The sequence below is a fragment of the Streptomyces daliensis genome, assembly GCF_054782395.1.
Window position 1 is genome coordinate 58,237 of sequence record NZ_BAAGSO010000106.1, and the last position, 13,569, is coordinate 71,805.

Below are 13,569 nucleotides of genomic sequence, written 5' to 3' on the forward strand. Positions count from 1 at the left end.
CCGCACCCGAAAGGCTGCTGACCTTGAGCACCGAAGCGTACGTATACGACGCCATCCGCACCCCGCGCGGGCGCGGCAAGCCCAACGGCGCCCTGCACGGCACCAAGCCGATCGATCTCGTCGTCGGGCTGATCCACGAGATCCGCAGGCGCTACCCGGACCTCGACCCGACCGCCATCGACGACGTCGTGCTCGGCGTCGTCGGCCCCATCGGCGATCAGGGCTCCGACATCGCGAAGATCGCCGCCATCGCCGCCGGGCTGCCGGACACCGTGGCCGGTGTCCAGGAGAACCGCTTCTGTGCCTCCGGCCTCGAAGCGGTCAACCTCGCGGCGGCCAAGGTGCGCTCCGGCTGGGAGGACCTCATCCTGGCGGGCGGCGTCGAGTCGATGTCCCGCGTCCCGCTCGGCACCGACGGCGGCGCCTGGCACATGGACCCGATGACCAACTACGAGACCGGCTTCGTCCCCCAGGGCATCGGCGCCGACCTCATCGCCACCCTCGGCGGCTTCTCCCGGCGCGACGTCGACGAGTACGCCTCCCGCTCCCAGGAACTGGCCACCGAGGCGTGGAAGGACGGCCGGTTCGCGCACTCCGTCGTCCCGGTGACCGACCGCAACGGGCTCACCGTCCTCGACCGCGACGAGCACATCCGCCCCGGCACCACGGCCGACTCCCTCGCCAAGCTCAAGCCCTCCTTCGCCGACATCGGCGAACTGGGCGGCTTCGACGCCGTCGCGCTCCAGAAGTACCACTGGGTCGAGAAGATCGACCACGTGCACCACGCGGGCAACTCCTCCGGCATCGTGGACGGTTCGGCGCTCGTCGCGATCGGCAGCGGCGAGGTGGGGGAGCGGTACGGGCTGCGTCCCCGCGCCCGTATCGTCTCGGCCGCCGTCTCAGGCGCCGACCCGACGATCATGCTCACCGGGCCCGCGCCCGCCTCCCGCAAGGCACTCGCCAAGGCCGGTCTGACCATCGGCGACATGGACCTGGTCGAGATCAACGAGGCGTTCGCCGCCGTCGTGCTGCGCTTCGTCAGCGACATGGGCATCCCGCTGGAGAAGGTCAACGTCAACGGCGGCGCCATCGCCATGGGCCACCCGCTCGGCGCCACGGGGGCGATGATCATCGGCACCCTCATGGACGAGCTGGAGCGGCGCGACCAGCGCTACGGGCTGGCCACGCTCTGCGTCGGCGGAGGCATGGGCATCGCCACCGTCATCGAACGGCTGTAGCGCGGAGCGCCGGGCCACGCGCCACGTCCCCGCAGGGCGCCGCGCCACGAGCCCCGGCCCCGGCCCGCCCCCGGGACGCAGGACGCAGGCCCGGCACGCGCCGCACCACAGCCCACAGCCGTACGACCTTCTTTGGAGACCACAGCCATGCCCGAGTCCACCACGATCCGCTGGGAACAGGACGACACCGGCGTCGTCACCCTCGTCCTCGACGACCCCAACCAGTCCGCCAACACCATGAACGAGGCGTTCACCGTCTCGCTCAGCGCCATGGCCGACAGGGTCGAAGCCGAACGCGACAGCATCCGCGGCATCATCTTCACCTCCGCCAAGAAGACCTTCTTCGCGGGCGGCGACCTCCACGACCTCATCGCCGCGCGCCCCGAGAACTCCGAGCAGGTCTTCGAGGCGGGCATGCGCATCAAGCGCGACCTGCGCCGCATCGAGACGCTCGGCAAGCCCGTCGTCGCCGCCATCAACGGCGCGGCCCTCGGCGGCGGCCTGGAGATCGCCCTCGCCTGCCACCACCGCGTCGCGCTCGACGCCAAGGGCACGAAGATCGGCCTCCCCGAGTCCACCCTCGGACTGCTCCCCGCGGGCGGCGGCGTCACCCGCACGGTGCGGCTCCTCGGCATCGCGGACGCGCTGCTGAAGGTGCTGCTGGAGGGCAAGCAGTACTTCCCCGCGAAGGCAAAGGAGATCGGCCTCGTCCACGAGGTCGTGGAGACCCGCGAGGAGCTGCTGGCAGCGGCCCTCGCCTTCATCGACGCCAACCCCGAGTCGCAGCAGCCCTGGGACGTCAAGGGCTACCGCATGCCAGGCGGCGCCCCCTCGAACCCCAAGTTCGCCGCGAACCTCCCCGCCTTCGCGCCGAACCTGAAGAAGCAGACCGGCGGCGCCCCGTACCCGGCCCAGCGCAACATCCTCGCCGCGGCCGTCGAGGGCGCCCAGGTGGACTTCGAGACCGCGCAGGTCATCGAGGCCCGCTACTTCGTGGAGCTGGTCACGGGCCAGATCTCCAAGAACATGATCCAGGCGTTCTTCTTCGACCTCCAGGCGGTCAACGCGGGCCGCAGCCGCCCCAAGGGCATCGGGGAGAGCAAGGTCTCCAAGGTCGGCGTCCTCGGCGCCGGAATGATGGGCGCGGGCATCGCCTACTCCTGCGCCAAGGCCGGGATCGACGTGGTCCTCAAGGACGTCTCCCAGGAGGCGGCCGACAAAGGCAAGCGCTACTCCGAGGGCCTGCTCGACAAGGCGCTCGCCCGCGGCCGTACGACCCAGGAGAAGCGGGACGCGCTGCTCGCCCGCATCACCCCGACCGCCGAGCCGCGGGACCTCGCGGGCTGCGACGTGGTGATCGAGGCCGTCTTCGAGGACCCCTCGCTCAAGCACAAGGTCTTCCAGGAGATCGAGGACATCGTCCAGCCCGAGGCTTCCCCTGGGTCCGAGGGGCCCGCGAGGTACCCCCTCCTCTGCTCCAACACCTCCACCCTCCCCATCACCGCGCTCGCCGAAGGGGTGAAGCGCCGAAGCGACTTCATCGGGCTGCACTTCTTCTCGCCCGTGGACAAGATGCCGCTGGTGGAGATCATCCGGGGCGAGGAGACCGGCGACGAGGCACTGGCCCGCGCCTTCGACCTCGTGCGGCAGATCAAGAAGACGCCGATCGTCGTCAACGACTCGCGCGGCTTCTTCACCTCGCGCGTCATCGGCCACTTCATCAACGAGGGCGTCGCGCTCGTCGGCGAGGGCGTGGAGCCCGCCACCGTCGAACAGGCGGCGGCCCAGGCGGGCTACCCGGCCAAGGTCCTCTCCCTCATGGACGAGCTGACCCTCACCCTGCCCCGCAAGATCCGCGACGAGACGCGGCGGGCGATGGAGGCCGAGGGCGTCGAGTGGCCCGCGCACCCCGCAGACGGAGTCGTGGACCGCATGATCGACGAGTTCGGGCGGCCAGGGCGCAGCGGCGGAGCGGGCTTCTACGAGTACGGCGAGGACGGCAAGCGCGCCGGGCTGTGGCCCGGCCTGCGCGAGCACTTCACCAGGACCGGCGCCGACGCGCCCGACATCCCCTTCGTGGACATGCGGGAGCGGATGCTCTTCTCCGAGGCGCTGGACACCGTCCGCCTCTTCGAGGAGGGCGTCCTCACCTCCGTCGCCGACGCCAACATCGGCTCCATCATGGGCATCGGCTTCCCCGCCTGGACGGGCGGCGTGATCCAGTACATCAACGGCTACGAGAACCCGGAGGGTGGCGAGGGCGGCCTCAAGGGCTTCGTGGCCCGTGCCCGTCAGCTCCAGGAGCGCTACGGGGACCGGTTCGCGGTCCCCGCGCTGCTGGCGGACAAGGCAGAGAAGGGCGAGGTCTTCAGCGACGGCTGACGGGCGACGGCTGAAGGACCGACGGCCGGTGGCCGACGCCGGCCCTTCAGCCCGGGATGCGGGGCGCCTTCTCCCCGGGGAAGTCGCCCCGCAGCTCCTCGTTCAGCGACCGCTGGAACGCCGTCACCAGCGCCTGGAGCACCATCGGCTGCATATGGGCCGAGAGCGCCTTCATCCGCTCGACGCGTTCCGGGTCCTCCTCCCGCTCCCGGTACGGGCGCCACACCTCCTCCTTGAAGAGGCGGCTCAGTTCCCGCGCGGCCGAGCGGGTGTGCTCCAGCATCACGTTCCGCGCCGCGAGGATCGCCTCCTGGGAGATGGGCACGTCGAGCAGGCGTGCCCCCAGGTGCACCAGGCCGGGATCGACGCGGAAGACCTCCGGGTCGTCCGTGCCCTCCAGCACGCTCATCGCCTCAAGGCGCTTGATGTCGTCGTCCGTCAGCTCCCGCCCGACGCGCTGCTCCAGTTGTTCGCGCGTCGACTCGTCGACGGTGTCGGGCATCCATGAGGCGACCATGGCCCGGTGTATCGCAAGGTCGTGGGGGCTCATGTCGTCCGGGAGGCGCTGGATGTAGCGCTCGATCGCGGAGAGCGTCAGGCCCTGGTTCTGCAACTCCTCGATGAGCGCGAGCCGGGAGAGGTGGTCGGGCCCGTAACGTCCCACCCTGCGCGGGCCGATGGTGGGCGGCGGGAGCAGGCCGCGGGTGCTGTAGAAGCGGATCGTGCGGACGGTGACACCTGCGCGGGCCGCGAGCTGGTCGACGGTGAGCTGGTCCGTGCCGGCCTGCGGGCCAGCGGAGGCGCCGTCCGGCCCCGGTCCCGCTCCCTTGTCGGTGCCCGTGTCCGTGCCCGAAGCCTCGGCTGCGGCGTCCCCTGGCTGCTGCTCCATCGGCTGCGACCTCTCTCGCTGCTGCCGCGCGCGGCGGCTCACGTACACCAATCGTGTTCAACAGTATTGCTGTCTCACCAGTCTTGTACTGCAATACCCCGTGGGGAAGCCCTTGATCCCCGGCCTTCCCGCCGAGCGCACCACTGAGCGCGCCATCGAGCGCGTCACCGCGCACGCCACCAGCGCACCACCGAGCGGAACCAGTCCACGGCACCATTCCGAATCCCTGCCCGGAGGCCGTCATGACCGCGAACCTGCGACTGCCCGGGGACGACCCGGCGAACCTCACCATCCCCGCACTCCTGCTGCGCAACGCCGAGGACCACGGCGACCTCCCGGCCCTCTCCTGGCGCGCACCCGCCACCGCCACCGCCACGGCCACCGCCACGGCCACCGCCACCGCAAGCAGCACAGGCACCGCCCCCGAAGAGGACACCGGCTGGGCGACCCTGACCTGGGCCGAGGTGCGCCACCGCGTCGCCGAACTCGCCGCGGGCTTCACCGCACTCGGCGTCACCGGCGGCGAACACGTCCTGATGATGATGGGCAACAGGCCCGAGCACTGGCTGTGCGACCTCGCGCTCACCCACCTCGGCGCCGTCCCCGTAACCGTCTACAGCACCGCGGCCCCCGAACAGATCGCCCACATCGTGCGCCACAGCAGGGCCCGTCTCGCCATCGTCGAGGGAGCGGCGGAGACGGCCCGCTGGGAGCCGCTGCTGGCGGACGCCGGGCCGCTGGAGCGCCTCGTCGTGGTGGAGGAAGGCGCGGCCGGGCCGCACACCCCGTACGCCGGTGTGCCGCGCCCCTACGAGCGCGAGGGCTTCGAGAAGACCTGGCGCGGCATACGGGCCACCGACCCGGTCACCGTCGTCTACACCTCCGGGACGACGGGCGACCCGAAGGGCGTCGTCGTCAGCCACCGCAACGTCATCCTCAACGGCGTCGCGCTGGACCGCGTCGTCGAGCTGCCCGAGCACGTCGAGCACATCTGCTATCTGCCCTTCGCGCACATCGCCGAGCGGATGCTCGGCATCTACCTGGCCGTCTTCCGCGCCGCGCACGTCTACATGTGCGCCGACCCGGCGCAGGTCGCGGCGACGGCGCGGGAACTGCACCCGGCGCAGTTCTTCGGGGTGCCGAGGGTGTGGGAGAAGCTGGCCGCTTCCGTACGGGCCGGGCTCGCGCTGCTGCCCGAGGAGCAGCGGGCCGCGGTCGAGCGCGCGGGGGACGTGGCACGCGAGTACGTGGACCACCGCGAGCGCGGTGAGGAGCCGCCCGCCGAGCTCGTCGCCTCGTACGAGCGGGCCAGGAGCGAGGTGCTGGAGCCGCTGCTGTCCATGGCCGGGTTCGAGAGGCTGGTGTGGACGTCGAGCGCGTCGGCGCCCATGCCGCTGGACGTGGTGCGGTTCTGGGCGGGCTTCGGCATCGTGATCATGGACGCCTGGGGGCTGACGGAGACCGTCGGCGTGAGCACGATCAACACCCCGGACGCCTTCCGGCTGGGCTCCGTCGGCCGCCCGATCGACGGCTTGGAGGTGCGGACGGCCGAGGACGGCGAGATCGAGGTGCGGGGCAGGACAATTTTTGACGGCTATTTGCGGGCCGACGGCACCGTCGAACGGGCCACGGACGACGAGGGCTGGTTCGCGACGGGCGACATCGGCCGCGTCGACGAGGACGGCTACCTCTGGCTGACCGACCGCAAGAAGGAGATGATCGTGACCTCGACGGGCAAGAACGTCTCGCCCGCGCTCGTCGAGAACACCCTCAAGGAGCACCCGCTCATCGGGCAGGCCCTCGTGCACGGCGACGGGCACTCCTACCTCGTCGCGCTGCTCGTGCTCGACGCCGAGATGGCGCCGGTCTGGGCGAAGGGCCAGGGCATCGACGCCGAGCCCGCCGCGCTCGCCTCCCACCCCGCCGTACGGGCCGAGGTCGAGCGCGCCGTGGCGGCGGCGAACGCGCGGCTCAACCGCACCGAGCAGGTCAAGCGCTACCGCCTCCTCTCCGAGGAGTGGGGCCCGGCCACCGGCGAGCTGACCCCCTCGCTGAAGCTGCGGCGCCGGGTGATCAGGGACAAGTACGCGCCGGTCATCGAGGAGCTGTACGGGGAGCGGGGCTGAGCGGGAGCGATACCCGGCCCCGGCTCCCGGCCCCGGCTCCGGGCGCCGGACCGGAGCCGGGCGCCGGGCCTGGGGGCACGGGCATGTCCGCGATGTGAGATGTTCCCGGTGTGATGTACACCACCGCGTAGTTGGTCAAGGCAAGGAAAGGTAACGCCCTGGCCTTGATCTGTGGAACCCGCGGTGACGGGCCGAGCCATGGCCCGACCAGAGTGAGTTGAACAAGCTGTGAGCAATCAGACCGTCGAGGACGCCATCCCCCCACAGCCCGGCGCGCAGGGGGCGTCCTCCACGACGCAGGGTCCTCGGGACGCCGGTGACGCCGGCTACAGCAAGGACCTCAAGCCACGCCACATCAACATGATCGCCATCGGCGGCGCGATAGGCACCGGCCTCTTCCTGGGCGCGGGCGGCCGTCTCGCCTCGGCGGGACCGGCCCTCGCCCTCGCCTACGCCGTCTGCGGACTCTTCGCCTTCTTCGTCGTCAAAGCCCTCGGCGAGCTGGTGCTGCACCGCCCCTCGTCCGGCTCGTTCGTCTCCTACTCGCGCGAGTTCCTCGGCGAGAAGGGCGCCTACGTGGCCGGGTGGATGTACTTCCTGAACTGGTCCACCACCGGCATAGCCGACATCACGGCCATCGCGCTCTATACGCATTATTGGAGCCTCTTCACTGACATCCCCCAGTGGGTGCTGGCGCTGATCGCGCTCGCCGTGGTCCTCGCCATCAACATGATCTCGGTGAAGATCTTCGGCGAGCTGGAGTTCTGGTTCGCGATCGTCAAGGTGGCCGCGCTGGTCGTCTTCATGGTCATCGGCATCGTCCTGCTCACCACCCAGCACCCCGTGGGCGGCAGCACACCGGGCCTGCACATGATCACCGACCACGGCGGGATCTTCCCGCAGGGGATCATGCCGGTCGTCATCGTGATGCAGGGCGTCGTCTTCGCGTACTCCTGCGTCGAGCTGGTCGGCGTGACCGCCGGTGAGACGGCCGAGCCCGAGAAGGTCGTCCCGAAGGCCGTGAACGCGATCATGTGGCGGGTCGGCTTCTTCTACGTCGGCTCGGTCGTGCTGCTCGCGCTGCTGCTGCCGTGGGGCGAGTACACGGAGGGGCAGAGCCCCTTCGTGACCGTGCTCTCCAAGGTCGGCGTCCCGGCGGCGGGCGATGTGATGAACCTCGTCGTGCTCACCGCCGCCATGTCGAGCCTCAACTCCGGCCTCTACTCGACGGGCCGCATCCTGCGCTCCATGGCGATGGCGGGCTCGGCGCCGAAGTTCACCGCGCGCATGAACAAGAGCCAGGTCCCGTACGGCGGCATCCTGCTGACCTCCGCCGTCTGTGTGCTGGGCGTGGCTCTCAACTACGTCGTGCCGGGCAAGGCCTTCGAGATCGTGCTGAACATCGCCTCGCTCGGCATCGTCAGCACCTGGTGCATCATCATGCTCTGCCACCTCGTCTTCGTGCGGCGTGCCAAGGCGGGGCTGGTCGAGCGGCCCCACTTCCAGCTGCCGTGGTCCCCGGTGACCGAGATCGTGACGATCGCGTTCCTCCTCGGCGTCATCGTCCTGATGTGGGAGGACCCCGACGTCGGCCGCAAGACGGTCATGCTCGTGCCGCTCATCGCCGCCGCGCTGGTGGCGGGCTGGTTCGCGGTGCGGGGGCGCGTGCGCTCCCTCGCCGCCGAGCGGGAGAAGGAATCCGCCGGACAGCTCTGACGGCCCCGGCCCCGGCCGCCGGGCCCCGCGCGTGAGGTGCGGGGCCCGGCACGGTCACGAACTGGTGAGGACGACGAGCTGCTGCGTCGCCCGGGTCATCGCGACATAGCGGTCGACGGCCCCCTCGACGCCCTCCCCGAACGTCTCCGGGTCCACGAGGACGACCAGATCGAATTCGAGCCCCTTCGACAGCTCGGGCGTCAGCGACCGCACACGCGAGTACGCCCCGAACGCGCTCCCGACCCCGCCCACACCCTCGGAGCCGATGACGCAGGCGACCCCGTCGGCGTGCGCGGCGAGCCAGTCGTCGAGCACCGTGTCCAGCTCCGCGACGGAGCCGTGGACGACGGGGAGGCCGCCCTTGCGGATGGACGTCGGCACGTTGGCGTCCGGGAGCACGGCGCGGATGGCGGGCTCGGCCTCCGCCATGACCTCCTCCGGCGTGCGGTAGTTGACGCGCAGCGAGGACACGCTGATCCGCTCCAGCCCGGCCCGCTCCAGCCGCTCCTGCCACGCCTCCGCGAACCCGTGCCTGGCCTGGGCGCGATCACCGACGACGGTGAAGCTCCGCGACGGGCAGCGCGCCAGCAGCATCTGCCACTCGGCGTCCGTCAGTTCCTGTGCCTCGTCCACGATGACGTGCGCGAACGGGCCCGCGAGAAGGTCCGGTTCGGCGGTCGGCAGCGCGCTCTCGTCGATCAGGGTGTCCTGGAGATCCTGGCCGCGCAGCATCCCCACCGCGCCCTGGGCCTCGTCGATGTCGCTGTCCTCCAGGATGCGGTCGATGACGTGGGACCTGCGCGCCCGCTCGGCGGCGACGGACGCCTCGTGCCGCCGCCTGCGCGCCGACGCCTCCGGGTCGCCGAGCCGCTGCCGTGCCGCGTCCAGGAGCGGCAGGTCGGACACCGTCCAGGCGTGCGCGTCCGTGCGTTGCAGCGCGCGCACCTCGTCGGGGCTCAGCCAGGGCGCGCACTTGCGCAGATAGGCGGGCACCGTCCACAGGTCGCCGACGAGGTCGGTCGCTTCGAGCATCGGCCACGCGCGGTTGAGGGTCCTGATCAGGTCGCGGTCCTGGAGCAGTGACCTGCGCAGCAGCTCGGGCGAGACGCCCCCGCCCCTGCCCCCACCCCCGTCGCCTTCGCCTTCGCCGTCGCCGTCGTCCGCCCAGTCCTCCCCGTCGTCCTCTTCGTCCACGCCGTGCTTGTCGACCAGGATCGTGAGCAGTTCTTCCCGTATCTGGTCCCGCGCCTCGTTGTGCGGAGTGCCCGGTTCCACCGCGCCGAACGCCGTCGCCCAGTCGTCGGCGCTCAGCCAGACGTCGGCCCAGTGGCTGGAGACCGTCATGCCCTCGGCGGGCGGCTCCTCGTAGAGGGCGACGGCCGGTTCGACGGCCCGTACCAGGTCGGCCGACGACTTCAGCCTGGCCACTTCCGGATCGCTCTCGACGGTGGCGGTGGCCCCCTCGGTGACGAGGTCGCGCAGGAGGCACGTCTGCACGCCCTCCTCGCCGAGGCTGGGCAGCACGTCGGCGACGTAGGCCAGGTAGGGCCTGCTCGGGCCGACGAACAGCACGCCGCCCCGACGGTGCCCGAGGCGCGGGTCGGAGTAGAGGAGGTGCGCGGCGCGGTGCAGCGCTACGACGGTCTTGCCCGTGCCAGGACCGCCGTCGACGACGAGGGTTCCGCGCGAGCCCGCCCGGATGATGGCGTCCTGGTCGGCCTGGATGGTGGAGAGCACGTCGCGCATCCGCTCCGACCTGTTGCCGCCCAGGCTGGCGATGAACGCGGACTGGTCGTCCAGCGCGGCGTGGCCTTCGAGCCCGTCGGCGGTGAACACCTCGTCCCAGTAGTCGCTGACCCGGCCCCCTGCCCAGCGGTATCTGCGGCGGCTCACCAGGCCCATGGGCGCGGCGTGGGTCGCCGCGAAGAACGGCTCGGCGGCGGGGGAGCGCCAGTCGAGCAGCAGCCTGCGGCCCGTGCTGTCGGTGAGGCCGAGGCGCCCGATGTAGACGGGCTCGGCACCGTCCGCACCGCTCTCGGGGACGATGCGCCCCAGGCACAGGTCGAGGCCGAAGCGGCGCAGGGTACGCAGCCGCCCTGTGAGCCGGTGGATCTCCGAGTCCCGGTCCATCGCCATCCGGCCGATGCCGCCGGGCGCCTTGCGAGTGGCTTCGAGGCGCTCTGACAGTTCGGCGATGGTCTGCTCAAGGCTCTCCGCGATGGCGGCGAAGTGCCGTTCGTCGGCGTCGATCAGCGCCGGGTCGGCCTTGGGGGAGAGGTGGTCGGGAAGGTCGAACGCGCTGGTGGTCAAGGAGGTCATCGCGGCAGCTCCACCCTGGGGTCGTCACACGACTCGTGAACAGACAACAACACACGCACTTCGTGAAACTCCCATTTCCGCAGGTTCTGGCGTCGAGCCGCGATTCTGCACCAGAGGCGGGGCCTTGCCGCAAGCCCCCCGGTGAGCTATAAGTTGAAAGTGGCAAGGAGTGGGATGTCCTCCTGTCCTCCCCGCCGTCCGCTCGCACGGACAGCCCTCACACACCTCCGCACACACTTCTGCACACGCTTCTGCCCCCTGTTTCGGACGCTCTCACGCGCGCGTCCGAAACAGGGGGCAGAAGGCGGGAAGCCCCGGTCAGCCGGTCTCAGCGTGCGGCGGTGCCCAGGACCACCGGCAGCTCGTACAGCTCGTTCTGCGTCACCGCTGGCTTGTTGCGCAGCTCCGACGCGGGAACCCCCAGTGACAGCTCGGGAAAGCGCGCGAAGAGCGCGGGCAGCGCGACCCGCGCCTCCAGCCGCGAGAGCGGCGCGCCGGGGCACACGTGCGGGCCGTGCCCGAAGGAGAGGTGCCGGTTGGGGGAGCGCGTGACGCGGAACTCGTCGGCCGTCGGCCCGTGCTGTGCCCCGTCCCGCCCGATGGCCCCGTAGGCGACGATCAGGGCCTCGCCCTTCCCGATGACGGTGCCGCCCACCTCGACGTCCTCGGTGGCGAAGCGGATCAGCACGTGTGTCGTCGGCGCGTTCCAGCGCAGCGTCTCCTCGATGACGCCGTCCCAGTCGGCCTCGCCCGAGCTGACGAGGGCGAGCTGGTCGGGGTGGGTCAGCAGCGCGACGACGGCGTTCACGATGAGGCTGATCGTCGTCTCGTGACCGGCGGCGATCATGACCTGGAGGGTGCCGAGGACCTCCTCGTCGGTCAGGCTGTCCCCGTCCTCGCCCGCGGCGAGCAGCGCGCTGGTGAGGTCGTCGCCCGGTGAGCGCTTCTTCTGCTCCAGCACACCGCCGAAGAAGGCGGCCAGCTCACCGATGATCTCCTGGACGCGTTCCGGGGGTGTGACGCTGCTGAAGAACCCGTCGTAGAGGGAGCGCAGCCGGGGGTGGTCGACAGCGTCGATGCCCATCAGCTCGCTGACGACGTTCATGGGGAGCCGGTACGCGAAGTGCGACTTGAGGTCGATCCGCCCGCCCGTCGCCGCCGCGTTCCGCTCCAGCGCGTCCAGCAGCTCGTGGGTGATCGCCTCGATGCGGGGCCGCATGGCCTCGACGCGCCGGGGCGTGAGCGCCTGCGCCGACAGGGCGCGGAGCCTGCGGTGCTCGGCGCCGTCGAAGGTGAGCATGCTCGGGCCCGGATCGGCGAGCCCGATCAGCGGCCAGGTCTTCGGTATCTCGCCCCGCCGCCAGGCCGCCCAGTGGCCGATGTCCTTGACCAGGCGCGGGTCCATCAGCAGTTCCCGCGCCTCGGCGTGCCGGGTCACCGCCCACACGGGCACCCCGCCCGGCAGCTCCACCGCGGCGACGGGCCCCGCCTCGCGCAGCCTGGCGCCCTCCCCGGCCAGATCGCGTACGAGGGGGTCGAGCACCACCCGCGCTTCCCCCGGTCTGTCGCCGCCTGTCTCTCCGGTCACGGGGCAGGACGTCATCCGGCGTCTCCTACGGCGATGGTGGGCGTGAAGTGGACGGGCAGCGACTCAAGGCCGCGCAGCCACGGCGAGGGCCGCCACACCAGAGCCTGCCGGGACACGGCGAGGTCGGCGTCCGGCAGCCGGTCGAGCAGCACCTCGATGCCCGTACGGGCGATGGCCTCGGCGATGTCCTGCGCCGGGTAGGGGCAGCGGTGGTCGCCGTGGCCGAAGGAGAGGAACGCGTTGTTGCCGCCGGTGAACGAGTGCTGGTCGGGGCGCACCTGTGGGTCGGCGTTGGCCGCGGCGAGGCTGAGGATGAGCAGATCGCCGCCCCGGACGCGCTTGCCGCCGAGCTGGGTGTCACGGGCGGCCCAGCGGCCCGCGACGTTCTGGGTCGGCGTCTCCTCCCACAGCACCTCGTTCATGGCCTCGCCGACGCTGTGCCTGCCCCCGGAGAGCGAGGCGGAGAAGCGGTCGTCGGTGAACGTCAGCCGCAGGGAGTTGCCGATCCAGTCGGCGGTGGGCTGGTGGCCCGCGACGATGTTGACCATCATGTCCTCGACGATCTCCTCGAAGGAGAACTCGTCGGCGTACGCGTGGTGCAGCATCCGCGTCGCGACGTCGGCGCCAGGAGCCGCGCGCCGGGAGGCCAGCAGGCCCCGCATCGCGGCCTGGATCCGGTCCCGCCCCTCAAGGGCGCCCTCCGAGCCGTCGACCAGCGCGTTGATGCTGGGCACCAGCGAGGCGCCCTCCTCGTCGCCGAAGCCGTACAGCCTGGCGAGCACCAGCGCGGGCAGCACCTTCGCGTACTCGGCGACGAGGTCTCCGTCGCCCCGTCCGCAGAAGCCGTCGATCAGCCGGTCGGCGAACCGCTCGGCGTGGTGGCGCAGTTCGAAGGGGTCGACGGCGGCCAGCGCGTCGCTGACCAGCGAGGAGCGGCGCTGGTGGCGCGCGCCCGTCTCGTAGAGGATCGAGGGCTGCCTGCCCACCATGGGCAGCAGCGGCCAGTCCGCCGGTATGCGGTCCCACTGGTTCCAGATGCCCGAGTCGCGGGTGAACAGCGCGGGGTTGCTGGTGATCTGGTGCAGCTCGCGGTAGCCGAGCACCAGCCAGGCGGGGACGTCGCCGAGCAGGGTCACGGGGGCGAGGGGGCCGTGCTCCTGGCGCATCTCGCGGTAGAGCTGGGCCCGGTCGTCGTTGATGAACCGCGTGCCGAACATCGGTACCGCGCCGGTGCCCTCATGGGCCGGGCAGCCCGGCGGCGGCGCGACGGTCTCGGCCGCCGGTTCTTCGGGGGTGGTGCGGGCGTGCGGG

Annotated in this window: 8 protein-coding genes; 4 read left to right on the plus strand and 4 right to left on the minus strand. The window is 71.3% G+C overall.

The window, feature by feature from the left end:
* Positions 1–23 precede the first annotated feature (23 nt).
* Together ACYVOO_RS27935 and ACYVOO_RS27940 are read left to right on the plus strand one after the other, a co-directional pair.
* The gene (locus tag ACYVOO_RS27935; RefSeq protein WP_461018480.1) at positions 24–1,238 is read left to right on the plus strand and encodes an acetyl-CoA C-acetyltransferase; all 1,215 of its coding nucleotides are present in this window, start codon (positions 24–26) and stop codon (positions 1,236–1,238) included.
* Positions 1,239–1,385: 147 nt separating this feature from the next.
* Positions 1,386–3,620, plus strand: coding sequence for a 3-hydroxyacyl-CoA dehydrogenase NAD-binding domain-containing protein (locus ACYVOO_RS27940; RefSeq protein WP_461018481.1), 2,235 nt, complete (start codon positions 1,386–1,388; stop codon positions 3,618–3,620).
* A 46-nt stretch (positions 3,621–3,666) separates the two neighbouring features.
* On the opposite strand, the gene ACYVOO_RS27945 is transcribed toward ACYVOO_RS27940, so the two are convergent.
* Complete coding sequence (locus tag ACYVOO_RS27945; protein ID WP_461018482.1) at positions 3,667–4,509, minus strand: MerR family transcriptional regulator; 843 nt, start codon at positions 4,507–4,509, stop codon at positions 3,667–3,669.
* Positions 4,510–4,751: 242 nt separating this feature from the next.
* Between ACYVOO_RS27945 and ACYVOO_RS27950 the strand changes: the two genes are divergently transcribed.
* Entirely contained in the window at positions 4,752–6,635 is a 1,884-nt protein-coding gene (locus tag ACYVOO_RS27950; protein ID WP_461018483.1) for an AMP-dependent synthetase/ligase, read from the plus strand.
* 255 nt (positions 6,636–6,890) lie between these two features.
* Positions 6,891–8,351: an amino acid permease gene (locus tag ACYVOO_RS27955; protein WP_461018772.1), complete on the plus strand. Its 1,461-nt coding sequence runs from the start codon at positions 6,891–6,893 to the stop codon at positions 8,349–8,351.
* Between the two features lie 54 nt (positions 8,352–8,405).
* Here ACYVOO_RS27955 and helR read toward each other — a convergent pair whose 3' ends face one another.
* The 3 genes from helR to ACYVOO_RS27970 all read right to left on the minus strand — a co-directional run bounded on the left by helR (position 8,406) and on the right by ACYVOO_RS27970 (position 13,475).
* The gene (gene helR, locus ACYVOO_RS27960; protein ID WP_461018484.1) at positions 8,406–10,670 is read right to left on the minus strand and encodes an RNA polymerase recycling motor ATPase HelR; all 2,265 of its coding nucleotides are present in this window, start codon (positions 10,668–10,670) and stop codon (positions 8,406–8,408) included.
* A gap of 328 nt (positions 10,671–10,998) precedes the next feature.
* Positions 10,999–12,273, minus strand: a complete 1,275-nt coding sequence (locus ACYVOO_RS27965) for a cytochrome P450 family protein (protein ID WP_461018485.1) — start codon at positions 12,271–12,273, stop codon at positions 10,999–11,001.
* The gene (locus ACYVOO_RS27970) at positions 12,270–13,475 is read right to left on the minus strand and encodes a cytochrome P450 (protein WP_461018773.1); all 1,206 of its coding nucleotides are present in this window, start codon (positions 13,473–13,475) and stop codon (positions 12,270–12,272) included. Before ACYVOO_RS27970 ends, ACYVOO_RS27965 begins: the two co-directional genes overlap by 4 nt.
* Positions 13,476–13,569: the final 94 nt, after the last annotated feature.

What these genes read in the sequence shown, in the direction of transcription:
- ACYVOO_RS27940 (WP_461018481.1), top strand. Translation starts at nt 1,386, where the DNA reads ATGCCCGAGTCCACCACGATCCGCTGGGAACAGGACGACACCGGCGTC.
- ACYVOO_RS27945 (WP_461018482.1), bottom strand. Translation starts at nt 4,509, where the DNA reads ATGGAGCAGCAGCCAGGGGACGCCGCAGCCGAGGCTTCGGGCACGGAC.
- ACYVOO_RS27950 (WP_461018483.1), top strand. Translation starts at nt 4,752, where the DNA reads ATGACCGCGAACCTGCGACTGCCCGGGGACGACCCGGCGAACCTCACC.
- helR (WP_461018484.1), bottom strand. Translation starts at nt 10,670, where the DNA reads ATGACCTCCTTGACCACCAGCGCGTTCGACCTTCCCGACCACCTCTCC.
- ACYVOO_RS27965 (WP_461018485.1), bottom strand. Translation starts at nt 12,273, where the DNA reads ATGACGTCCTGCCCCGTGACCGGAGAGACAGGCGGCGACAGACCGGGG.
- ACYVOO_RS27970 (WP_461018773.1), bottom strand. Translation starts at nt 13,475, where the DNA reads ATGTTCGGCACGCGGTTCATCAACGACGACCGGGCCCAGCTCTACCGC.